Raw genomic sequence first — 19,959 nt, forward strand, 5'->3', positions numbered from 1 at the left:
TGCTGCCCTTCAGACCGATGCGGCGCCGGATTCCGCCGCGGCGATCGTCTTCTCCGGCACGTGAACGGCGGTGATCTCGAGCGCGTCGAGCGCAGCCGTCACCGTGGCGAATTCGTCGTCGTCCAGTCCGTCGAGCAGCACCGAGATGCGCTCGGCGCGTTCGATGCGTGCGCTACGCACGGCGGCGGATCCTGCGGCGGTCGCGCTGACGAGCGACGAGCGTCCGTCGACCGGATCCGCGTGTCGATCGACGAGCCCGCGCGACTCCAGCTCGGCGATCACGCGCGTCGCGCTGGGCGCGGCGATCGACTCGATGCGGCCGAGGTCGCCTGGACGCAGCGGCCCCTTGCGCACGATGCTCGAGAGTGCAGAGAGCTGTGCCTGGGTCAGGCCCTCGCCGACCGGGCGGATGCGCCGGTTGATGCGTCCGATCGCCACCGCGAGTCGAGCGGCGGTCTCGGCGCGATCGAGCGGGGCGGGCTCGGACGAATTGGGCATCCGTCGATCCTACTGATCGGCAGCTCTGCGGCGCCCGGCCGCTTTCGCAGTGGACGAGGGATGCGTGACGGCAGCCGTTGGGGCGTCGGCTGCCGTCACGGCGCCGGGAGTCGATGCGGTGCGGGTGTTCGCATCGGATGCTCCGCCGTGCTTCGCGCCGGTGTGAGGAAGACGAGTCGGAACGGTGTCGACGTGCATGTACTTCTTGCCGCGGCTGAACGACGCGACGGCCCCGATCAGCGACATGATGGCTGCTGCGATGAAGACCACGACCAGGCCGTCGTGGAACGGCTGCTGGATCAACTGCGGGAAGAAATCCTTGCCCGTCAGCGCGGCGGCATCCTTCGCAGGCAGCTTGTCGAGCACGCCGGTCGGGCCGAGCAGGCTCTGGATCGGGTTGTAGCCGAGGAACGCGGCGAAAACGCTGCCGACTGGCGGCAGTTCGGAGATCTTCTGTGCTGCTGCCGTCGGGACGCCGTGGGACGTCAGCCCGTTGTAGAGAGCGCTCGGCAGCGATGCGGCCAGGCCGGCGATGAGCAGCGAGAAGAACAGTCCGATCGAGAGGGACGTGCCGGCGTTCTGCACGGTACCCGCCATGCCGGATGCCGCTCCTCGCTGATTAGCGGGCACGCTGTTCATGATCGCGGTGCGGTTGGGCGCCCCGAACATGCCGGATCCGATTCCGGAGAGGCCCGTGATGATCGCGAACTGCCAGTATTCGAAGTTCACCGGGATGACCAGCAGCAGCACGAAGGTGACGGCAACGATCACCAGACCGACGGTGGCGAACATCCGTGCGCCGAAGCGATCCGAAAGGGTGCCGGAGAGCGGTCCGGCGATCAGGAACCCGATCGTGATCGGCAGCATGTAGATGCCGGCCCAGAGCGGCGTGTCCGCGTAGTTGAAGCCGTGCAGCGGGAGCCAGATGCCCTGCAGCCAGATGATCAGCATGAACTGCAGGCCGCCCCGGCCGACGGATGCCAGGAGGCCGGCCAGGTTCGCCATGGCGAACGCTCGGATCCTGAACAGTCGCATGTTGAACATCGGCGCCTTGGTGCGCAGCTCGATGAACGTGAACACGACGAGCAGCACGATGCCGCCGACGATGCCGCCGATCACCCACGGATTGCCCCAGCCTGTCGAGCTCGAGCCGTAGGGCTGGATGCCGTACGTGATCGCCGTGAGCAGCGCGAAGAGGCCGACGGCGAACGTGATGTTTCCCGGCCAGTCCAACTTGCCAGGGTTGCGCGTTCCGACCTCTTTGAGGGAGATGTACGACCAGATCGTGCCGATGATGCCGATCGGCACGCTGACGAAGAAGACGGCGCGCCAGTCGATGACGGCGAGCAGTCCGCCGACGATCAGGCCGATGAAACTTCCCGCGATCGCGGCGACCTGGTTGATGCCGAGCGCCATGCCGCGGCGGTTCGAGGGGAAGGCATCCGTCAAGATCGCTGTCGAGTTGGCGAAGAGCATGGCGCCGCCGATGCCCTGCACGAACCGCCACGCGATCAGCCACATCGCGCCGCCGCTGCTGGTGAACGGATCGAAGGCGAGCGCCACGGATCCGAGCGTGAAGACGATGAACCCCAGGTTGTAGATGCGCACGCGGCCGAACATGTCGCCGAGGCGCCCGAAGGTCACGACCAGAACGGCGGTGACGAGCATGTAGCCCATCAGCATCCAGAGCAGGTAACTCACGTTGCCCGCGCCGAGCGGGTTCAGGTCGATGCCCTTGAAGATGGCGGGCAGCGAGATGATGACGATGGAGGCGTTGATCGTCGCCATCAGCATGCCGAGCGTCGTGTTGCTCAGCGCGACCCATTTGTAGCGCGGGTGGTCTTTGGTGAAAAGTGCGCGAGGGGGCGGCGGTGTGGTGGCGGCGGTCACAGAACTCCAAGACGTTGCAACAGAATTACTTGCTTGACGTGAAGTAACTATACGCGCGGGAGTGCGTTCGCGATGGGTCGGGCTACCCTCGTGCAATGCGCATCGTCGTGTCAGGCACCCACGCCAGTGGAAAGAGCACCTTGGTCTCGGACTTCGCCCTGCGTCATCCCGAGTTCGCCGTGCTCCCCGACCCGTTCGAGCTCATGGACGAGGCGTGGGACGCCCCGAGCACGTCGATGTTCGCCCGGCAGCTCCGCATCTCGGCGGAGCGCCTCGTCAGTGGCGAGCATGGTGAGCATTTCATCGCCGAGCGCGGCCCGATCGACTTCCTGGCGTACATTCTCGCGCTGGCGGAATTGACCGGACGGGATGTCCGCGACGACCTGATCGAGCGTGGAACCGCGCTGACAGCGGAGGCGCTACGCCGGGTCGACCTGCTCGCCGTCGTGCCGTTGACCGAGAGCGATTCCATCTATGTCGACGCGGACGAAGACCCTGCCCTGCGACTGACCATGAACGGCGTGCTCCTCGAACTCATCGACGATCCGGACCTGGTTGGCAGTCGCCTTGTGGTCGCAGAGGTGACGGGAAGCCCGCAGGCGAGGCTGGCCGAGCTCGAGGCCCTGGCAGGGGTCGTCAAGCGCGCCGACTGATGACGACCGACCCGGCTCCGGTCACCTGCCGGGACGCACCCTGATGTCCGTGAGATCGGCGTCGCGCGGCAGATCCAGAGCGGTCAGCACGGCCGTCGCGACGGACTCGGCGCGAATCCAATCGTCCGCGTCGTATGCCGTGCCCTCCTGCTCATGCACCCTTTGCTGCATGGGAGTCGCGGTGCGTCCCGGGTACACGCTCGTCACACGCACTCCACTGTCGCGCTCCTCGGCGCGCAACGAATCCGCCAGAGCGCGGAGTCCGAACTTGCTGGCCGCGTAAGCGCTCCAGTCCGGCGACGCATTCAGCCCAGCACCCGAATTGACGAAGACGACCCGGCCGCGCGCGGCACGCAGCCCGGGCAGCGCGAGCCGGGTCAGCTCGGCGGGAGCTGCCAGGTTGACGGTGAGGGTGCGGCGCCATACCTGCGCACTCAGCTCGGACACCGGGCCGAGGTCGACCACTCCGGCGACGTGGAGCAGCGAGTCGAGGTGGTCGGGCATGCGTGCCCCGACGGATGTCTCGAGCGTCTCCGGCGCCTCGAGGTCGCCGACCAGTGTGCTTGCGCCCGCATACGTGCCGGCCAACTGCTCGGCGCGTTGGGTGCTGCGGGCGAGCAGCACGAGGTGGTGGCCGCGGTCGTGCAGGACTCGGGCGATGGCCGCGCCGATACCGGAGGATGCGCCGGTCAGAAGATGCGTTGGCATCCCCCCAGTATGGGCGCGGCTTCGTCAGGGAACCGGCTCGAGCTCGGGAGCAACCCAATTCTGTGCTTCGTCAAGCCGGGGTCGGTAGAGCCGGATGAGCAGGTTCCACCCGGGCGGTGTGGCGAGCCTGTTCGGCAGCGCCTCGTCGAATTCGCCGAGGCGCACCGTCAGCGAGCCGTCGTCGTTCAGCACACCGAAGACACTGTTCACGTTCGTCGCCCCTGGCACGTGCTGATCGAAGTAGCCGTCGCCGTTGTACACGCTTACCGAATAGAACGCGTCAGCAGGCACGTCGCGGAGCGTGAGAGCGTGCTTCCCCTCCGGGTTCGTGGGGAAGATCGAGATGTACTGGGCCTCGTCATCGGGCAGCCCACCCCAGCCGGCGGCCGTACCGAGAAGATGATGTACGGCATCCACAGCTTCTCGCCGGCCGAAGGCGCGATCGAAACCATGGAGGCCCCTCGCCAGGGCCAGGATGGCGTCGCGGGTGCTCATGTGGCTGGCGAGGTCGAACGGCGCGGGCTCGAATGGACGAGCGGCGGCGGCATCCAGAATCAGTCCGTCTTGCAGGGCGTGCACCTGGGCGATGTCGTCCGGATCGTTCGGATCGAACAGGATGCGCGCGGCCAGAGCGATGTAGTCGGAGCCGAGCTCGTCCGGCGTGAGGGTGAACGTGCCGGGTTCGCGCAGCACCCGATTGATGTAGTGGTCCCTGTTGATGAGCATGACCGTGAGGTACCTGTCGCCGAAGTCCGGGATGGTGAGCGACGCGCCCTCCGAGATGTCGACGATCGCGGCGGAGTAGAGCGTGTCCCGGTTCTGGCGGATCACGGTCTGATTGTCGAGCGAGCCGAGCTCGCGGTCGTGATGGAATCCGTTGATGCCGCCGGTGAGCTTCAGGATGCCGGTGAACATCGCATCCGTCTCGGCTCGCGTGAAGTTGTCGACGTTGACTGTCGTGTCCGGCATATGCCCCCCAGTTGGCAACGGTGGGTCCAACGCTAGGACTCGGGACGTGGGCTCCCGTCACCCCGGGAGGGCGAATCGCATGATCCTCAGTCGTCGTCGTCGCCGCCGTCCTCGTCGCTGCTGCGACGGCGGGTCAGCACGATCACGAGCACAGCGATCAGAGCCAGCACGACGATCGCAGCGGCGATGACGGTCACGATCACGATTGCGCTCGAGTTCACGGTCCCCTGCGCCGTGCCCGCACCGGCGGTCGGCGTCGCAGTGGCGCCGGCTCCCTTGCACGGACTGACGGATGTCCCGGCCGCGGCCTTCGTACCTGCCGGCGGTTTGTAGGTGAAGGTGATCGAGTCCGAGACGACGTGGCCGTCGGCCGAGACGATCTGCCAGGTCGCCCGGTACTCGCCGGCACCTCCCATCGAGACCGGAACGCTCACAACGCGATCGCTGATGGTCGGGCATCCGGTCTCGAAGTGTTTCGAGCCGGGGCCGGTCACCTGCAACAGAGCCGACGGCCCCGTCTTCGACAGGTTGAGCACGACGTCGTCGAACGTCAGCCGAACCTTGTCGATCGGCGTGGTCTGCACCGACCCGGCCTTCGGCGAGCTGTCGACGAGGTAGTCGTGCGCGCTCGCCGGCTCGGCCGTGAGGGCGCCGACCGCCACGGCCGCCGCAATGGCGGCGACCGTGGCGAGTGCGGCAAGGCGAACGCGTCGCATCACACGTCCTCCGAGGTGGAGTCGGAGCTGCGTGCGCTGTCGGCGGATGCCGCAGGCTGCGCGGCGACGCGCGGCCGGCGGGTGAACGCGAGCACGGCTACGACAAGCGCGATCGCACCGAGCGCGATGCCGGCGATGCCGAGGCCGAGAGCGGCGGCGTCTGTCGAGGTCGAGGCCGAACTCGTCGTCGCGGCGGCGGCGGGCGAGCTGCTCACGATCGTCGGCGACGCATCCCCGGGCGGTGCCTCATTGATGTAGAGCGTGGGCGCGGGATGCTCCGGCTCATCGCCCGACGCGGGTGTCGGCTGATCCCATTTCACGACGGTGCCGTCCGAGTAGGTCTGCGTGGCCGGCATCTCGACCTTGTCGGTGTCGGGCACGATCCCGGCCGAGACGCTGAACTGCTGGAACTGTCCCGGCTCGATCTGCACGCCTGGATCGGCCGTCCAGACGATCTTGGTCGGCGCCTCGGTCACAGTGGCGCCCGAGATCTTCACGGGCTTCGCCAGCTTCGAGGTGGTCACGACCGCCGACCAACCCGCAACAGGCTGGTACGAGACGGACGTGAACGGCGTGGTGGTCGAGAAGTCGACCTCCAGCTTGACCGTGCCCGCCGTTGCGGACTCGGTCGGAACACGGAACGTCAGCACGGCGTAGCTGCCGGCGGACGCCTGATCCGGGTCGACGCGCACGTGCGCGCTCGCGGCAAGCGGCGCGGCCAGCGCGAGTGCTGCTGCCGCCAGCGCGGCGGCGCCGACGGCGGTGATGCTCTTCTTGATCTTCATGGCTCTCTTCGTATGCCTGCTCGCGCATATAAAGCGCGAGAGAATCTGATGTCTTCTCTGCTCGAGCGCGCGGCCATCCGCACGTCATCGCATGTCGCAGACGCACCACTGTCTGTCGTCTCGTCGAGACGTTCTGCCAGAACGTGGCGTGCGGCGTGGGATGCGGGCGATCAGATCGCGGGTGAGAGGACCGGCGGGCCGCGGTGGCGAAGCGAGCCGAGCACCAGCGCAGGTGCACGAAGGGTGAGGGGGCGGGTCTGCACGGGCATCCGCACGACGACCGGCACCGGAGTGACGACCAGCCTCGTGATGGCGGTGACCAGCAGAACGGTGAAGTTCGCAAGCGCGGCGATGGCGCGTTCGCCGTGACGCAGGGCGGCGATGGTCACGACCGCAGCGGCGACGTGGGCAAGGAGCATCGGTGCCGTGTCGTCATGCATGGCGACGACGTGCCCGCCCGTGACGCCGATCTGCATGCCGGCATGCAGGTGCCCCGCCGGCACGCTCAGCGTGGTGCCCGTGGAGTCGCCTCCGAGCCCGAACAGCAGGTGCAGCAACAGCTGGCTGACGCCGACGGATGCTGCCTGCCGCCACAACGCGATGCGGCGTCCGGCCAGCGCGATGCAGAGCGGCGCAGCGAAGGCAAGCGCCAGCGCGACCGCGAACGGCGAGGGCAGTCCGCCTCCCGCCGCATCATGGAAGAGTGCGGCGACGAAGACGGCGAAGCCCGCGGCCGCGATGCCTCGCGCCGTGCGGATGCCGCGTGATGTCATGCCGGTCCTCGATGGAGTGGGATGCCTTCCAGGCTAGTCGACACCATGCCCGCCCGGCGCGGCCGCTCTTCCCCACCATCGCCCTGTGGAGAACGTGTCATCCACCGAGAGCGGCCGAGCGCGTCAGGCGTCGGCGGGCCCGCGTACCCTGGACCGGTGAGCACCCCCGATCCCCTCGACTCCGTTCCGCTGGACGGGGCCGCGTGGGGTCCGGACGACCTCGTCCCGCCCGACGATCCACTCCCGCCGGACGACTACCTGCCGCCCGATGACTACGTCCCGCCTGACGACGAGTACGGCCCCGAATTCGCAACGTCGGCTGTCGGCAGCCGACACGACGTCGTCGACGCGTTCGAGGCACGGCTGGAACAGGCATCAGTTCGCCGCATGATCGGTGCCGATCCGCTCGACGTGCTGCACACCGTGTGGGGCTACGACGCGTTCCGCGGTGAGCAGGCCGAGATCATCGACCGCTTGGTCGACGGTGGCGACGCCGTCGTGCTCATGCCCACCGGCGGCGGCAAGAGCCTCTGCTACCAGGTGCCGTCGATCATCCGTGACGGCACGGGCATCGTGATCTCGCCGCTCATCGCGCTGATGCACGACCAGGTCGAGGCGCTCAAGGCGGTCGGCGTTCGTGCCGCGTTCCTGAACTCGACGCAGGATGCCGGCGAGCGGGCATCCGTCGAGCGCGCCTACCTGCGCGGCGAGCTCGACCTCTTATACGTGGCACCGGAGCGATTGTCGTCCGAACAGACGAAACAGCTGCTCGGGCGCGGGCGCATCGCGCTCTTCGCGATCGACGAAGCGCACTGCGTGTCGCAGTGGGGTCACGATTTCCGGCCGGATTACCTCGCGCTCTCCGAGCTCGCGGAGCGCTGGCCCGACGTGCCGCGCATCGCGCTCACCGCAACGGCCACCGACGCGACTCACAAGGAGATCACCGAGCGGCTCCGCCTGCAGAGCGCCAAGCACTTCGTCTCGAGCTTCGATCGCCCGAACATCCAGTACCGCATCGTGGAGAAGAACGAGGTGCGAAGGCAGCTCGTCGACTTCATCCACTCCCAGAACCCTGAGCGAGCGCAGCGCGTCGAAGGGTCCTCCGCACACTCGGGACGCCTCGAAGGGCAGTCCGCGATCGACACCCCCGCCTCGGGCATCGTCTACGCGCTGAGTCGCAAGACGGTCGAGCAGACCGCCGAGCACCTGAAGAAGCAGGGCATCGACGCCATGCCGTACCACGCCGGATTGGATGCCGGCACCCGCGCCCGCACGCAGTCCCGCTTCCTGCGCGACGACGGAGTCGTCATTGTCGCGACGATCGCTTTCGGCATGGGCATCGACAAACCCGACGTGCGCTTCGTCGCGCACATCGACCTGCCCAAGTCGGTCGAGGGCTACTACCAGGAGACCGGCCGCGCCGGCCGTGACGGTGAGCCGGCGGTCGCGTGGCTCGCGTACGGCCTGCAAGACGTGGTGCAGCAGCGACGCATGATCGAGCAGTCGCCAGGCGATCTGGCTCACCGCCGACGCATGTCAGCGCACCTGGATGCCATGCTCGCGCTCTGCGAGACCGCGCACTGCAGGCGACAGAACCTGCTGCAGTACTTCGGGCAGGCGTCGGAGCCGTGCGGCAACTGCGACACCTGCCTCAACCCACCGCAGACGTGGGACGGCACCGTCCCCGCTCAGAAGCTGCTGAGCACTGTCGTGCGGTTGAAGCGCGAGCGCAACCAGCGCTTCGGGGCAGGCCACCTCGTCGACATCCTGCGTGGGAAGCGCACGCCTCGGGTCGACCAGTACGGTCACGACGGGCTGAGCACCTGGGGCATCGGAGACGACCTGAGCGACCAGCAGTGGCGCGGAGTCGTGCGGCAGCTGCTCGCGCAGGGGCTGCTCGCCGTGAACGACGACGGGTACGGAACGTTGACCATCACGCCGGCGAGCGCCGACGTGCTGAGCGGATCGCACACCGTGCTGCTGCGACAGCAGGCGGATCGACCCGAGAAGGCGTCTCGCTCGCGGGCGTCGAAAGCGAGCATCGCGGAGCTGCCGGATGCCGCGCATCCGCTGTTCGAAGCACTCCGCACCTGGCGCGCCGAGCAGGCCAAGGAACAGGGCGTGCCCGCGTACATCGTCTTCGGTGATGCCACGCTGCGTGGCGTCGCGGCCTCGCGTCCCGGCACCCTCGACGAACTCGCGCAGATCTCCGGCGTCGGCGCGAAGAAGCTCGAGACCTACGGCGAGCAGCTCCTCGCGGTGGTGGCCGCCTCGCCCGCGGCGCTAGCCGAGTAGCGGCGACTACGTCAGGTCGTCGTGGTCGCCGCGCACCCACTCGATGTACCGGTCGGCCGACGCGCGCACGATCGCGTGAGCATCCGAGGGGACGCTCCGCCCGAAGTTGTTGTAGAGCCGATCGAAACGCAGCGCCAACGCCCGCGACGCCACTCGTTCGACGACCGCAGCAGACAGCGGCAGCAGGTTGGGGTAACTGCGCATGAAGGATACGGATGTGCCGTTCGGGTTCGGGAAGATCCCGTCCCCCGCGAACAGCACGCCCTTGCCATCTGCGCCGGCGTCCCAGAGCAGTGCCGTGCTCCCTGGGAAGTGCCCGCCGAGCGTGTGGAGGGCGAGTCCGGGGGCGACGTCGAGGGATCCGCTGAACGGCTGGATGCTCGCATCCGGCCTGCGCACCCACTCGACGTCGGCCGCGTTGACGTACACCGGGGCGTCGCCCAGTGCCCGCGACCACGACACCTGCGCTCCGTACATGTGCGGGTGGCTGGCGACGATGCCGAGCACGGGGCCGTGCTCGAGCACGCGAGCCGCGGCATCCGCGTCGACATAGCCGATCGGGTCGAAGAGCACGTTGCCCGCTGCGGTCGCCGCGAGCATGGACTGCTGCCCGATGCCCACCTCGGGCTTGCTCGTGACGGCGATCAGCCCCGGCTCGATCTCGTCGAGCGAGATCTGGATGCCTCGCGACCGCAGCTCATCGGCGGTCGTCCACGACTGGCCTGAGCGCGGCACCCACTGGCGTTCGTCGCTGCAGATCACGCATTCGGTGGGCGGTTGGGGGGTGTCGGGGTGCTCGACGCCGCAGGTGGCGCAGATCCAGAGAGTCATGACACGAAGCTAGCGAAGGGCGTCGCCCGCGACCAGACCGGCGGCCAGCTCAGCGCAGCTTCTGTGGATGATCGCGGCTGGCGCCGCTCAACCCGCTGCAATCGGCTCGGTGATGAGAGCAAGCTCTCATCACTCTCGTCTCAATTGCGGGTAAATCGTCTCGCCGCGCTCCAGCATCGCCACGTACTCCGTGATCTTGCGTGCCCGTGTCTCCGCGCGCTTCACGTTGCCGATTCGGAACAGAATGGCGAACCGGTTCTGGCTCGTCAGCGTCGCGAACATCGCGGATGCCTCCGGGCTCGACGCCAACGCCGCCGCCAGATCGTCGGGCACCTCGATGGTGCGCGAGCCGGCGTAGGCGGCATCCCATCGTCCGTCCGCCTTGGCGCGGTCCACCTCGAGTCTGCCGCGGTCGGTCAGTCGGCCCGAGCGCTCGAGCCGATCAATGTGCTCCCGGTTGCGCTGCGACCAGATGCTCTTCGCGGTGCGCGGCGTGAAGGTCTGCAGCCACTCGGTGTCGCTGAGGCCCTGTTTGCGGCCGTCGATCCAGCCGAAGCAGAGCGCCTCGTCCAGGGCTTCCGCGTAACGGATGCCCTCCGCTATGCCCTTTGCGAGAGCGAGCTGCACCCCGGGGCTCGACGTGTGGTTCGCTTCGAGCCATGCGCGCCAGGCATCCGCATCGGCCACACGCAGAACGGGACGTTCCGAAGCAGGGCTCACAGCAGCTTCTCCAACGTGTTGAGGTTGCGGTTGGTCGTGAGCGTCTTGCCGCGGGCCGTGCCGAGGCGTTTGCCGACGACGCTGTCGAGGGTGCGACCGCGCTCGACGGCCCAGTAGACGACCGAGCCGCCGTCGGCCGCCTGCTCCAACTCGGGGTCCAGCGTGAGGTCGAGCACATCGCGGGCGACGGAATCGAGTTCGGCGGTGCGCTGCGTTTCCGGCCCGCCCGGCGTCGCACCGATGAAGAACACGACGTAGCGATGCCAGCCTTCGCGTGCGGCGAACGGGTAGGCGTCGATCACGGATGCCAGGGCATCCGTCGCGAGCACATGTGCCCGCGCGTCATAGCCGAAGCGGTCGCTCAGGGCCTTCTCGATGTCGGCACGGCGAGCGGATGCCTCGCCCTCCGCATCGAACACCACGTTGCCGCTCGCAAGCACCGTCTTCACGCCGTCGTACCCGAGCGACCGGAACACGTCGCTCAGCTCCGCGGACTTGATCGTGCGGCCGCCGACATTGACGCCGCGGAGCAGCGCGATGAAGCGAGTCATGGCATCCAGCATGGCAGCGCCCACCGACGCAGCGTGAGCCGTAGGCTCTCACGCGTGGGGGACGGCGCAGGGGATCGCGTTGACGATGGCGCGGGTGGCGACGCGATGAACGACGTGAAGAGCTCTGCGCTTGCCGGGCCGAGCGTCGCCAGCCGTCGCCGGGTGCCTCGATTGCTTCTGGTGCTGATCGCCGCGTTCGTCGTGGTCTACGCCGCGGTGGTCACGCTCTATGCGCTGAGCGGCCGGGTGACATCCCTCGGGCCTACGGAGCCGGAGCCGGAGTCTGGCGGCGTCACAGTCGTGCTCACCGTCGAGAGCGTGGATGCCGCACACCAGCGTGCGGACATGAGCGTCACGATCGACGCGTCCGACGCCCTCTACTCGGGCGACAAGTTCTCCGTCGCGACCGACATCCACGTCATCGTCGCTCCGGTTCAGGGCAGCCAGGTCATCACCTTCCCGGCGCGCTCCGCGCCGGAGACGAAGGAGGTCAGCGTGCTGACCGGCGGTGAGATCGAGAACTGGCCGTTCGACAGGTATCACGCGGACCACATGCTGGTGCTGGCGTACGTCACCACCGACGGCGTCTCGCGGCCGATTCCCACCTCCGTCTGGTTCAAAGGGGAGGTTCCCGGATGGAGCGTCGACGTCGCGGGGCGCGGCAAGCCGGTCGCCGAGGCTCCGCAGACGCTCGGGGAAGCGATCGCCGTCTCGCAGCGGGTCGAGCTGTCGGCCGTGCGCTCCGGCAGCACGATCGCGTTCGCCTTCGTGCTTCTGGCTCTGCTCGTGACCATGCCGTGTCTCGTGCTCTTCGTCGCGATCACCGCATTCCGCGGCAGGCGCAAGCTCGAACCCTCCTTCATGGGCTGGATGGGCGCCATGCTCTTCGCAACGATTCCGCTGCGCACGTTCCTTCCTGGCTCCCCGCCGATCGGCTCATGGATCGACTTCACGGTGGTGCTCTGGGTCGTCGTCGGCCTCATCGCCGGCCTCACGATCTACGTGGCGGCCTGGGCCCGCTGGTCGAGGCCTCACCCAGCTCCCTGAGCTTCGTTGCGCAATTCCACAGGCATCCGGCGAGCGTCTCGAACCACGTTTGTCGCATCCGCACGGCGAACTGGCCGCTCACAGCATGCCGACCTACCGTGAAGAAACGGATGTCGGCAGCCGGCTTCGCCGTGCCCGCATCCGTCGCGACCGCTGCAGCACAGCATCCGCCGCGCGCAGCATCCCCGACACGACCCACGGAAGAAGGCCTTGCGATGGTTGACACCGCTTCGAAGCCCGCGACCGAGCGCACCACGCGTCCGCAGCGCTCCGACTACACAGCACAGACGGGGCCGATCGACGTCGATGCACCGCCCGCGACGGTGGATGTCGCCGAGCTCGGCCGCAGGTTGATGGGCACGTGGGCGGACATCCGCATCGCCGCCCGCGAGTTCGCCAAGAACCCCGACCTTCAGCGCATCGAGGGGCTGACCCTCGACGAACACCGCGCACGCGTTTTCGGCCAACTGAAGCTGCTCGTCGCCAACGGTCAGGTGCATCGCGCGTTCCCGAAGACGGTCGGCGGCGGCGACGACCACGGCGGCAACATCGCCGGATTCGAGGAACTGGTCACAGCAGACCCGTCGCTGCAGATCAAGAGCGGCGTGCAGTGGGGACTGTTCGGCGCGGCAGTGCTGCATCTCGGCACCGAGAAGCACCACGAGAAGTACCTGCCGGGCATCATGAGCCTCGAGGTTCCCGGCGCGTTCGCCATGACCGAGACGGGACACGGTTCGGATGTCGCCTCGATCGCGACGACCGCCACGTACGATCCCGAGACTCAGGAGTTCGTCATCGATACGCCGTTCCGCGGCGCGTGGAAGGACTACCTCGGCAACGCGGCGAAGGACGGCATCGCCTGCACGCTCTTCGCGCAGCTGATCACGAACGGCGTCAACCACGGCGTGCACTGCTTCTACGTGCCGATCCGCGACGCCGCGACCGGCGAGTTCTTGCCGGGCATCGGCGGTGAAGACGACGGCCTGAAGGGGGGCCTGAACGGCATCGACAACGGACGCCTGCACTTCGCCGATGTGCGCATCCCGCGCGACAACCTGCTGAACCGCTACGGCGACGTCGCTGAAGACGGCACCTACACGAGCAGCATCGCGAGCCCCGGCCGTCGTTTCTTCACCATGCTCGGCACGCTCGTCCAGGGCCGTGTGTCGCTCGACGGCGCATCGACGCTCGGTGCGGCGATGGGCCTGACGATTGCGATCACCTACGGCAACCAGCGCCGCCAGTTCACGGCGGGCAGCGATACCGACGAAGAGGTGCTGCTCGACTACCAGCGCCACCAGCGTCGCCTCATCCCGCGTCTCGCCACCACGTACGCTCAGGTGTTCGCACACGACAAGCTGCTGGTGAAGTTCGACGAGGTCTTCAGCGGAAAAGCGGACTCGGATGACGACCGTCAAGACCTCGAGACCCTCGCCGCCGCGCTCAAGCCGCTGTCGACCTGGCACGCGCTCGACACACTGCAAGAGGCGCGGGAGGCGTGCGGCGGTGCCGGCTTCCTCGTCGAGAACCGCATGACCAGCCTTCGCGCCGACCTCGACGTGTACGTCACCTTCGAGGGTGACAACAACGTGCTGCTCCAGCTCGTCGCCAAGCGCCTGCTGACCGACTACTCGAAGAAGTTCGCCAAGGCGGATGCCGGCGCCCTCACCCGCTACGTCGTCGGGCAGGCCGCCGATCGCGCCTACCACGGCAGCGGTCTGCGCCGTCTGGCTCAGACGGTCGCCGACTTCGGCTCGACGGCGCGATCGGTCGGACAACTTCGTGACCCCGAGGTGCAGCGAGAGCTGCTCACCGATCGCGTGGAGACGATGATCTCCGAGGTCGCCACGCGGCTGCGCAACGCGAACAAGCTACCGAAGGAGAAGGCGGCCGACCTCTTCAACTCGCAGCAGAACGAGCTGATCGAGGCGGCGCGCGCCCACGGCGAGTTGCTGCAATGGGAGGCGTTCACCGAGGCCCTTGAGACGGTTCAGGATGCCGGCACCAAGCAGGTGCTCACCTGGCTGCGAGACCTCTTCGGGCTGGGCCTGATCGAGAAGCACGTCGCCTGGCACATCATCCACGGCCGGCTTTCGCCCCAGCGGGCACAGGCGGTCACGGCGTACATCGACCGACTCGTCGCGCGGCTGCGTCCGCAGGCACAGAGCCTCGTGGATGCCTTCGGCTTCGAGCAGGAGCACCTGCGCGCGAAGATCTCCAGCGGTGTCGAGGCGGAGCGTCAGAACGAGGCGAGGGAATACTTCCGCCAGCAGCGGGCATCCGGAACCGCCCCGATCGACGAGAAGACCCTCACCAAGAAGAAGAGGTAGCCCCTCCCGCCCCCGCTGGTCGAGTAGCGCCCGCGCAGCGGTCGCGTATCGAGACCCGCGCCTCGACCCGCCCTTGCGAGGGATGAGCCGGTTCAGTGCCAGTCGCTGATCTGCAGATCGTCCGGAGCGGGCGCGCCCACCCCGGTCTCGAGCAACTGCTTGAGGCTGACCAGGAAGGTCGCCCACTTGGTGCTGCAGTGGTTCATGAACTCGACCTCTTCACGCCAACCGCGATGGGCGAAGAGCACGATCGTGAAGTCCTCCGAGTCGTGCAGGTCGAAGGCGACCGTCGTACCCATCCACTCGGCCGGCCCGTCCACGACCTCCCAGAGCACGCGTTCGCCTGGCAGCAGTTCGAGCACCTTCATGTCGAAGCCGCCCTGGAGGAACCGGAAGGCGACGACGCCGCCGACGCGATCGGGCTCGCCAGTCGTGTCCCGGGTCCACCAGCCGCTCAGGCCGTCGAGGGTGGTGAGTGCCGCGTAGGCGGCGTCGCGCGAGGACGGTCGCGCCCCGACGCGGTGAATGATGTCGACCATCGGTGTTTCTCCTTTTCATCTCGTGCGGGCGCGCTCGCGCGCCCCGCGTGCCGCACTCGGGCGGCGGGTGGGTGTTGTGTCGCGCTAGGTCTGCCGGGTCAGGCGTTCCGCTGGCGCTGGATGCTTTCGGCGATGCGCTTGATACGCCCGAGGCGGGCATCCCATGCGGCGCCGACCGCCTCGAGTTGCGCCGCCGCCTTGGCGAGCTGGGCGCGGTCGACCTCGAAGTGTCGCTCACGGCCAACGCTCGTACCGTGAACGAGACCGACAGCGTCGAGCACGACCAGGTGTTTGGCGACCGCCTGGCGCGTGATCGGCAATTGGGCGCTGAGTGTTGTGGCTGTGCCGGCCCCCCCGGCGAGCAGCATGTCGAGCATCCGCCGCCTCGTCGGGTCGCCGATCGCGGACCACAGCTCGTCGTCGACGCTCGTCGCACTCATGGCGCTGCGACCACTCTCGGTGCGTACGCGGCCAGTTGCGGGATGAAGCGGTCCCAGCCGGCCACGTGGTCGAGATAGGCGGACTCGAGCACGGCGACTTCCCATCCCTGCTCACGGAACCCGACCTCGGTCATGCGCACGGTTGTGCCGTCGCCAGCTGGCGTGAGTTCGAAGGTGACGAGGAATGAGTTGCCACGTTCGGGCTGCGTGCCGAGGGGATACGCCCAGCGGAACGAGAACTTGCGCGGCGAGTCGGCTTCGACGACGGTCATCGGAACGACCATGGGTTCACCGCCGTGCTCACCCCATCGCAGTTCGCCGGTGCCGCCAGGAACGGGGTCGAGATCCGCATCGTCCGGCCACCACTCACGCAGATGCTCGGGTCGGCTCACGACCTCGAAAACGATCTCGGGTGAGGCATCCACGTAGATCTCGCGCTCGATGCTGCCGTACTCCACGTCGTCTCCTTCAATACGCAATGTTCGGTTGCGCATCACGATACAGTCGTCGCCCTCAAAGCGCAACTCATAGTTGCGCGTGTGCGCGGCGTCATTGCGCTGTCACACATGATCGCCATCGCTGCGCCGCACCGACCACACGTGACAGCGGAGCGGATGGGTCTGCGCCGCGCCGACCTCCGTGTCGCCTTCTCCGCTGTCGAATGTGGTCGTCTCGGCGCGACATTCGCGACCGTATGTGACACCTGAGCGGGCGGGAGTGGTGGATTGCGAGTGGGAGGGGCTGCGGGCTGCGGCTATGCCAGCTTCGCGGGCGGAGCCGTCAGCCCGCTCTTCGGTGTGATCTCAAACGGCGGCGCCTTCGTGATCAGCAGCCAGGTCGGCAGCGTGATCACGCAGAGCATGGGCAGCAGCGTGAGGTCGCCGGTGAGGGCGACGCCGAGGAACAGCGCGATCCATCCGTCGCGGGTCTCGACCATCACGATGCCCATCGCTCCGCACGCGATCGCGAGTCCGAGCGGCATCCCGGGAATCACGGCGTGACCGAAGAGGCCGATCGCCACGCCGATGAACACCGCAGGAAAGACGCGTCCGCCGCGGAACCCGGCGCTCGCCGCCACGAGCAGCGCGACGACCTTGACGATGGCGAACACCGCGAGCGTTCCTGCGGAGTACTTGCCGGGGTTCGAGATGAGCTCGCCGGTCTGCTCCAGCCCTTTGAACAGAGTCATCGGTCCGCCGATGATGCCGAGCAGTCCGAGCAGCACCCCACCGAACGTCGCGAAAAGCAACGGATTCCGCAGGGCGTGGAATCCCGAGTGCAGGTAAGGGAAGGCGAATGCGGCCGCGATGCCGATCCCCGCCGACAACGCGGCGACCAGGACGCCCGTGACGAAGTCGATCGCTCGCGGCGAGCCGTACGGCGCGACGTGGAAGGCCAGCGACTGACCGCCCAGCAGGTGCATCGTCAACGATCCCGCTGCCGCTGCCGCCACCGGGAGGAACAGCTTGTCCCACAGTGACCCGCCGCCTTTGATCGCCGCGACAGTCCCCGTGAGCACCAGGGCTGCAGCGACCGGCGTGCCGAACAGGGCGCCGATCGTGGCCGACGACGCGAGCAGCATGACCAATGCCGGCGGCACCTTCGTGGCGAAGCGCGCAGCCGCCGCAACCGCCAGCGCGGAGTTGATAGCGATGATCGGGTTCTCCGGCCCGAGGCTCACGCCGCCGGCCAGCCCGATCAGCACCACGACCGCGATGCCCGGAAGCGTCTTCAGCGGCGGCGGCGGCGAATCGAGCCCGGTCGTCGCTGTGTCGGGTCCACCATGCCCTGGCATCAGCCAGAGCACGAGCCCGACCGCGAAGCCTGCGACGGTCAGAACCGTGAGAATCCACCAGGGGTTGTCGGTGCCGGCTCCGATCCCGATGGCGTGCGGCAGGTCGTCCCAGACGGCGGTCTGCAGCCATCCGGAGAGCAGGTCGAGCAACCACAACACCGCTGCGGAGACGACGCCGATGAGGATTGCCGGTATCGACAGCGCGAGCAGCATGCGCACGCTCGGTCCGGCATCCGCCGCCCCCGCGTGCCCGGTCACCCCTGTGTCGGCCACGGCTGCCCCCTCGTCAACGCCCGGTCGTCGCCGCGCGTCGGGCGACACTCATCCGGATGCGACACACCGTATGCGACCGGTCGTCGCGTCATGGGCCCGCTCGCCGGAGATGGTCTCGACCGGGTGAGCCTCCCTTTGCATCTTTGAACAGACTGGTCTAATCTTTGGACAGATCGGTTCAAGAGAGCGGATGCCCATTCCGGCGAAAGAAGGCACCATGACGACAGACGCACCCGCAACCGCACCGACCGCCGTAGTCGACATCGGGCTGCGTCGGCTCGCACTGCCCCGCGGCATCGCGTTCGCAGGCACATCGTTCGCCTTTGCCGGCCTCTACCTCGCCGCGGGTGCGCCGACGCCGATCCTCTTTCTGCTGCAACAGCACTGGGGCTTTCCGGCGTGGGCGCTGACGGTTGCCTTCGCCACCTACGCATTCGCGCTCATCGCATCGCTCCTCGTCGTTGGCAAGCTCTCGGATCACGTCGGGCGCCGTCCTGTCATCGCCGTGGCGCTGGCGGTGCAGGTGGTGGCGATGATCGCGTTCGTGTTCGCGCCGAACATCGGATGGGTCATCGGTGCACGCGCCTTGCAGGGCATCGCGACCGGTGCCGCGACGAGCGCGTTCACGGCATCCGTCGTCGAGCTCGCGCCTGAACGGTTCAAGCGGCTCGGATCGATCATCGTGGGTACGGCGGCGGCGAGTGGGCTCGGACTCGGCGCACTCTTCGCCGGAATCGTGGTGCAGTGGAGCACGGACGCCGACGCGATCGTGTTCACGGTGCTGGCGATCGTGGCGGTGCTCGGTCTGGTGATCGCGCTGCTCTCGCCAGAGACATCGAGCCCTCAGTCGGGTGCGCTGAGCGCTCTCGTGCCGCGTGTTGCGGTGCCGCGGCAGGCTCGCCGTGAATTCGCGGCTGCCGCGCCGGGAATCGTGGGCGCCTGGATGTTCGCCTCTCTCTTCATGGGACTCGGCCCGACGATCGTGGCCGACGTGTTCCACATCGACAGCGGCGCCGTCGACGGTGTCACCGCCTTCGCTGCGCCGGCCGCCGCCGCGATCACCGGATTCCTGCTCGGGGGGCTGACCGCCCGACGTACCGTTCTCATCGGTGGCGTCGCTGTACTGGTCGGCACGGCCGTGATCATCGGTGGCATCTGGGGCGGCTCATTGCCGTTGTTCGTCGGAGGCGGGATCATCGGCGGTGTCGGGTTCGGCGCCTCGTTCTCCGGGGCGCTGCGCGCGATGGCTCCTCTTGCTCAGCCGCACGAAAGGGCCGGGTTGTTCGCCGCCATCTACGTCGCGGCGTACCTGGCGTTCGGGCTTCCTGCGATCATCGGCGGCCTGCTCATCGCGCCGCTCGGTCTGCTCGGTACGAGCATCGCTTACGCGGTCGTCATCTTCGCCGTCGCCGCTGTTGGCACGGTCGCCGAAGCCACCATGGCGCGCCGCGAACGGGCAGTGCTGGGCTGACGCCCGGCGCGCCGCCCCATCCCGCGAGGGTCGCGGTGGACCGCAGAGTGCGCTCAGTCGGCTGCGAGCGCGGCGTCGACCACATCGGATGCGAGGTCGCGCGCGATGCTTGCGACTTCGGGTCGACGGTCCATCTGGAAGCCCATGCGAGCACCGTCGTACAGTACGACGAGGCGGTCGGCCAGGCCGGCGGCATCCGTGATGGGAAGCGCGGAGGCGAGTCGGCCGAACAACTCGTGCACCCATACCCGGTAGCTGTCGGCCTCCTGCACCTCGGCGCTGCCCGGCTGCGCCTCTGCGACCGCGCGTGAGAACGCGCAGCCCTTGTAGTCGGAATGGTGGAACCTCGTGCCGAGCACGTCGAAGACGGCGAGGATCCTCGCCTTCGGATCCTCGACCGCGGCGATCGCACTCCCGATCAGAGCAGCCGAGCGCTCCTGCCTGCCCAGCAGGTACTCGCGTACCAGATCTTCCTTGCCGTCGAAGTTGTAGTACAGCGACCCTTTGGCCACGCCCGCCTTCTCGATGATGCGGTCGATGCCGACGGTGTGGATGCCCTCGGAATAGAACAGGTCATCGGCCGCGGCGAGCAGGCGCTCGCGTGGCGATGGACCCTTCTCTCGCGTGATCATGCGGGCATACTATCAGACAGACCTGTTCAAAGAGTGGATGCTC

General features: G+C 67.8%; 20 protein-coding genes. 5 read left to right on the plus strand and 15 right to left on the minus strand.

Annotated elements, in window-relative coordinates; genetic code table 11:
* Positions 1 to 9: 9 nt before the first annotated feature.
* A complete protein-coding gene (locus MJ603_RS02870) occupies positions 10 to 498 on the minus strand; it encodes a MarR family winged helix-turn-helix transcriptional regulator (protein ID WP_243062148.1) in 489 nt (162 codons plus the stop codon).
* 9 nt (positions 499 to 507) lie between these two features.
* Entirely contained in the window at positions 508 to 2,388 is a 1,881-nt protein-coding gene (locus tag MJ603_RS02875; protein WP_243062149.1) for an MFS transporter, read from the minus strand.
* A 95-nt stretch (positions 2,389 to 2,483) separates the two neighbouring features.
* Here MJ603_RS02875 and MJ603_RS02880 point away from each other — a divergent pair, with 95 nt between their 5' ends.
* Positions 2,484 to 3,041, plus strand: a complete 558-nt coding sequence (locus MJ603_RS02880) for an ATP-binding protein (RefSeq protein ID WP_243062150.1) — start codon at positions 2,484 to 2,486, stop codon at positions 3,039 to 3,041.
* Between the two features lie 21 nt (positions 3,042 to 3,062).
* Here MJ603_RS02880 and MJ603_RS02885 read toward each other — a convergent pair whose 3' ends face one another.
* From MJ603_RS02885 to MJ603_RS02905, 5 genes are all read right to left on the minus strand, one after another.
* Positions 3,063 to 3,749 carry an SDR family oxidoreductase gene (locus MJ603_RS02885; RefSeq protein ID WP_243062151.1) on the minus strand — a complete coding sequence of 229 codons (687 nt, stop codon included), beginning with the start codon at positions 3,747 to 3,749 and terminating at the stop codon, positions 3,063 to 3,065.
* Between the two features lie 24 nt (positions 3,750 to 3,773).
* Entirely contained in the window at positions 3,774 to 4,718 is a 945-nt protein-coding gene (locus MJ603_RS02890; RefSeq protein WP_243062152.1) for a DUF1254 domain-containing protein, read from the minus strand.
* 86 nt (positions 4,719 to 4,804) lie between these two features.
* The gene (locus MJ603_RS02895; protein ID WP_243062153.1) at positions 4,805 to 5,434 is read right to left on the minus strand and encodes a copper resistance CopC family protein; all 630 of its coding nucleotides are present in this window, start codon (positions 5,432 to 5,434) and stop codon (positions 4,805 to 4,807) included.
* A complete protein-coding gene (locus MJ603_RS02900) occupies positions 5,434 to 6,219 on the minus strand; it encodes a YcnI family protein (protein WP_243062154.1) in 786 nt (261 codons plus the stop codon). Before MJ603_RS02900 ends, MJ603_RS02895 begins: the two co-directional genes overlap by 1 nt.
* 170 nt (positions 6,220 to 6,389) lie before the next feature.
* Entirely contained in the window at positions 6,390 to 6,992 is a 603-nt protein-coding gene (locus MJ603_RS02905) for a hypothetical protein (protein ID WP_243062155.1), read from the minus strand.
* A 387-nt stretch (positions 6,993 to 7,379) separates the two neighbouring features.
* On the opposite strand from MJ603_RS02905, the gene MJ603_RS02910 reads away from it, so the two are divergent.
* A complete protein-coding gene (locus MJ603_RS02910) occupies positions 7,380 to 9,287 on the plus strand; it encodes a RecQ family ATP-dependent DNA helicase (RefSeq protein WP_243062715.1) in 1,908 nt (635 codons plus the stop codon).
* Between the two features lie 6 nt (positions 9,288 to 9,293).
* On the opposite strand, the gene MJ603_RS02915 is transcribed toward MJ603_RS02910, so the two are convergent.
* The 3 genes from MJ603_RS02915 to MJ603_RS02925 all read right to left on the minus strand — a co-directional run bounded on the left by MJ603_RS02915 (position 9,294) and on the right by MJ603_RS02925 (position 11,389).
* Positions 9,294 to 10,118: a hydrolase gene (locus MJ603_RS02915; RefSeq protein ID WP_243062156.1), complete on the minus strand. Its 825-nt coding sequence runs from the start codon at positions 10,116 to 10,118 to the stop codon at positions 9,294 to 9,296.
* Between the two features lie 129 nt (positions 10,119 to 10,247).
* The gene (locus tag MJ603_RS02920) at positions 10,248 to 10,838 is read right to left on the minus strand and encodes a YdeI family protein (RefSeq protein ID WP_243062157.1); all 591 of its coding nucleotides are present in this window, start codon (positions 10,836 to 10,838) and stop codon (positions 10,248 to 10,250) included.
* On the minus strand, positions 10,835 to 11,389 hold the full coding sequence (locus MJ603_RS02925; protein WP_243062158.1) for a DUF1697 domain-containing protein: 555 nt from the start codon (positions 11,387 to 11,389) through the stop codon (positions 10,835 to 10,837). The genes MJ603_RS02920 and MJ603_RS02925 overlap by 4 nt, the downstream gene beginning before the upstream one ends.
* Before the next feature lie 54 nt (positions 11,390 to 11,443).
* On the opposite strand from MJ603_RS02925, the gene MJ603_RS02930 reads away from it, so the two are divergent.
* Both MJ603_RS02930 and MJ603_RS02935 read left to right on the plus strand, forming a co-directional pair.
* On the plus strand, positions 11,444 to 12,436 hold the full coding sequence (locus MJ603_RS02930; RefSeq protein WP_243062159.1) for a DUF4436 family protein: 993 nt from the start codon (positions 11,444 to 11,446) through the stop codon (positions 12,434 to 12,436).
* 215 nt (positions 12,437 to 12,651) lie between these two features.
* Positions 12,652 to 14,766 carry an acyl-CoA dehydrogenase gene (locus MJ603_RS02935; protein ID WP_243062160.1) on the plus strand — a complete coding sequence of 705 codons (2,115 nt, stop codon included), beginning with the start codon at positions 12,652 to 12,654 and terminating at the stop codon, positions 14,764 to 14,766.
* A gap of 92 nt (positions 14,767 to 14,858) precedes the next feature.
* On the opposite strand, the gene MJ603_RS02940 is transcribed toward MJ603_RS02935, so the two are convergent.
* The 4 genes from MJ603_RS02940 to MJ603_RS02955 all read right to left on the minus strand — a co-directional run bounded on the left by MJ603_RS02940 (position 14,859) and on the right by MJ603_RS02955 (position 17,813).
* Positions 14,859 to 15,305, minus strand: a complete 447-nt coding sequence (locus MJ603_RS02940; protein ID WP_243062161.1) for an SRPBCC domain-containing protein — start codon at positions 15,303 to 15,305, stop codon at positions 14,859 to 14,861.
* 98 nt (positions 15,306 to 15,403) lie between these two features.
* Positions 15,404 to 15,745, minus strand: a complete 342-nt coding sequence (locus tag MJ603_RS02945; RefSeq protein WP_243062162.1) for a helix-turn-helix domain-containing protein — start codon at positions 15,743 to 15,745, stop codon at positions 15,404 to 15,406.
* Positions 15,742 to 16,203: an SRPBCC domain-containing protein gene (locus tag MJ603_RS02950; protein ID WP_243062163.1), complete on the minus strand. Its 462-nt coding sequence runs from the start codon at positions 16,201 to 16,203 to the stop codon at positions 15,742 to 15,744. Before MJ603_RS02950 ends, MJ603_RS02945 begins: the two co-directional genes overlap by 4 nt.
* Positions 16,204 to 16,499: 296 nt before the next feature.
* On the minus strand, positions 16,500 to 17,813 hold the full coding sequence (locus MJ603_RS02955; RefSeq protein WP_243062164.1) for an ion channel protein: 1,314 nt from the start codon (positions 17,811 to 17,813) through the stop codon (positions 16,500 to 16,502).
* Positions 17,814 to 18,030: 217 nt separating this feature from the next.
* On the opposite strand from MJ603_RS02955, the gene MJ603_RS02960 reads away from it, so the two are divergent.
* The gene (locus MJ603_RS02960; RefSeq protein WP_243062165.1) at positions 18,031 to 19,284 is read left to right on the plus strand and encodes an MFS transporter; all 1,254 of its coding nucleotides are present in this window, start codon (positions 18,031 to 18,033) and stop codon (positions 19,282 to 19,284) included.
* 53 nt (positions 19,285 to 19,337) lie between these two features.
* On the opposite strand, the gene MJ603_RS02965 is transcribed toward MJ603_RS02960, so the two are convergent.
* Positions 19,338 to 19,916: a TetR/AcrR family transcriptional regulator gene (locus tag MJ603_RS02965; RefSeq protein WP_243062166.1), complete on the minus strand. Its 579-nt coding sequence runs from the start codon at positions 19,914 to 19,916 to the stop codon at positions 19,338 to 19,340.
* Between the last annotated feature and the right edge of the window lie 43 nt (positions 19,917 to 19,959).

It is taken from the genome of Humibacter sp. RRB41, assembly GCF_022761015.1.
Classification (GTDB): domain Bacteria; phylum Actinomycetota; class Actinomycetes; order Actinomycetales; family Microbacteriaceae; genus Humibacter.

Excerpts from the sequence above, each read along its gene's own strand:
- MJ603_RS02965 (WP_243062166.1), bottom strand. The coding sequence starts at position 19,916 with ATGATCACGCGAGAGAAGGGTCCATCGCCACGCGAGCGCCTGCTCGCC.
- MJ603_RS02900 (WP_243062154.1), bottom strand. The coding sequence starts at position 6,219 with ATGAAGATCAAGAAGAGCATCACCGCCGTCGGCGCCGCCGCGCTGGCG.
- MJ603_RS02960 (WP_243062165.1), top strand. The coding sequence starts at position 18,031 with ATGACGACAGACGCACCCGCAACCGCACCGACCGCCGTAGTCGACATC.
- MJ603_RS02905 (WP_243062155.1), bottom strand. The coding sequence starts at position 6,992 with ATGACATCACGCGGCATCCGCACGGCGCGAGGCATCGCGGCCGCGGGC.
- MJ603_RS02870 (WP_243062148.1), bottom strand. The coding sequence starts at position 498 with ATGCCCAATTCGTCCGAGCCCGCCCCGCTCGATCGCGCCGAGACCGCC.
- MJ603_RS02890 (WP_243062152.1), bottom strand. The coding sequence starts at position 4,718 with ATGCCGGACACGACAGTCAACGTCGACAACTTCACGCGAGCCGAGACG.
- MJ603_RS02880 (WP_243062150.1), top strand. The coding sequence starts at position 2,484 with ATGCGCATCGTCGTGTCAGGCACCCACGCCAGTGGAAAGAGCACCTTG.
- MJ603_RS02915 (WP_243062156.1), bottom strand. The coding sequence starts at position 10,118 with ATGACTCTCTGGATCTGCGCCACCTGCGGCGTCGAGCACCCCGACACC.
- MJ603_RS02895 (WP_243062153.1), bottom strand. The coding sequence starts at position 5,434 with ATGCGACGCGTTCGCCTTGCCGCACTCGCCACGGTCGCCGCCATTGCG.
- MJ603_RS02910 (WP_243062715.1), top strand. The coding sequence starts at position 7,380 with ATGATCGGTGCCGATCCGCTCGACGTGCTGCACACCGTGTGGGGCTAC.
- MJ603_RS02940 (WP_243062161.1), bottom strand. The coding sequence starts at position 15,305 with ATGGTCGACATCATTCACCGCGTCGGGGCGCGACCGTCCTCGCGCGAC.
- MJ603_RS02945 (WP_243062162.1), bottom strand. The coding sequence starts at position 15,745 with ATGAGTGCGACGAGCGTCGACGACGAGCTGTGGTCCGCGATCGGCGAC.
- MJ603_RS02885 (WP_243062151.1), bottom strand. The coding sequence starts at position 3,749 with ATGCCAACGCATCTTCTGACCGGCGCATCCTCCGGTATCGGCGCGGCC.
- MJ603_RS02925 (WP_243062158.1), bottom strand. The coding sequence starts at position 11,389 with ATGACTCGCTTCATCGCGCTGCTCCGCGGCGTCAATGTCGGCGGCCGC.
- MJ603_RS02935 (WP_243062160.1), top strand. The coding sequence starts at position 12,652 with ATGGTTGACACCGCTTCGAAGCCCGCGACCGAGCGCACCACGCGTCCG.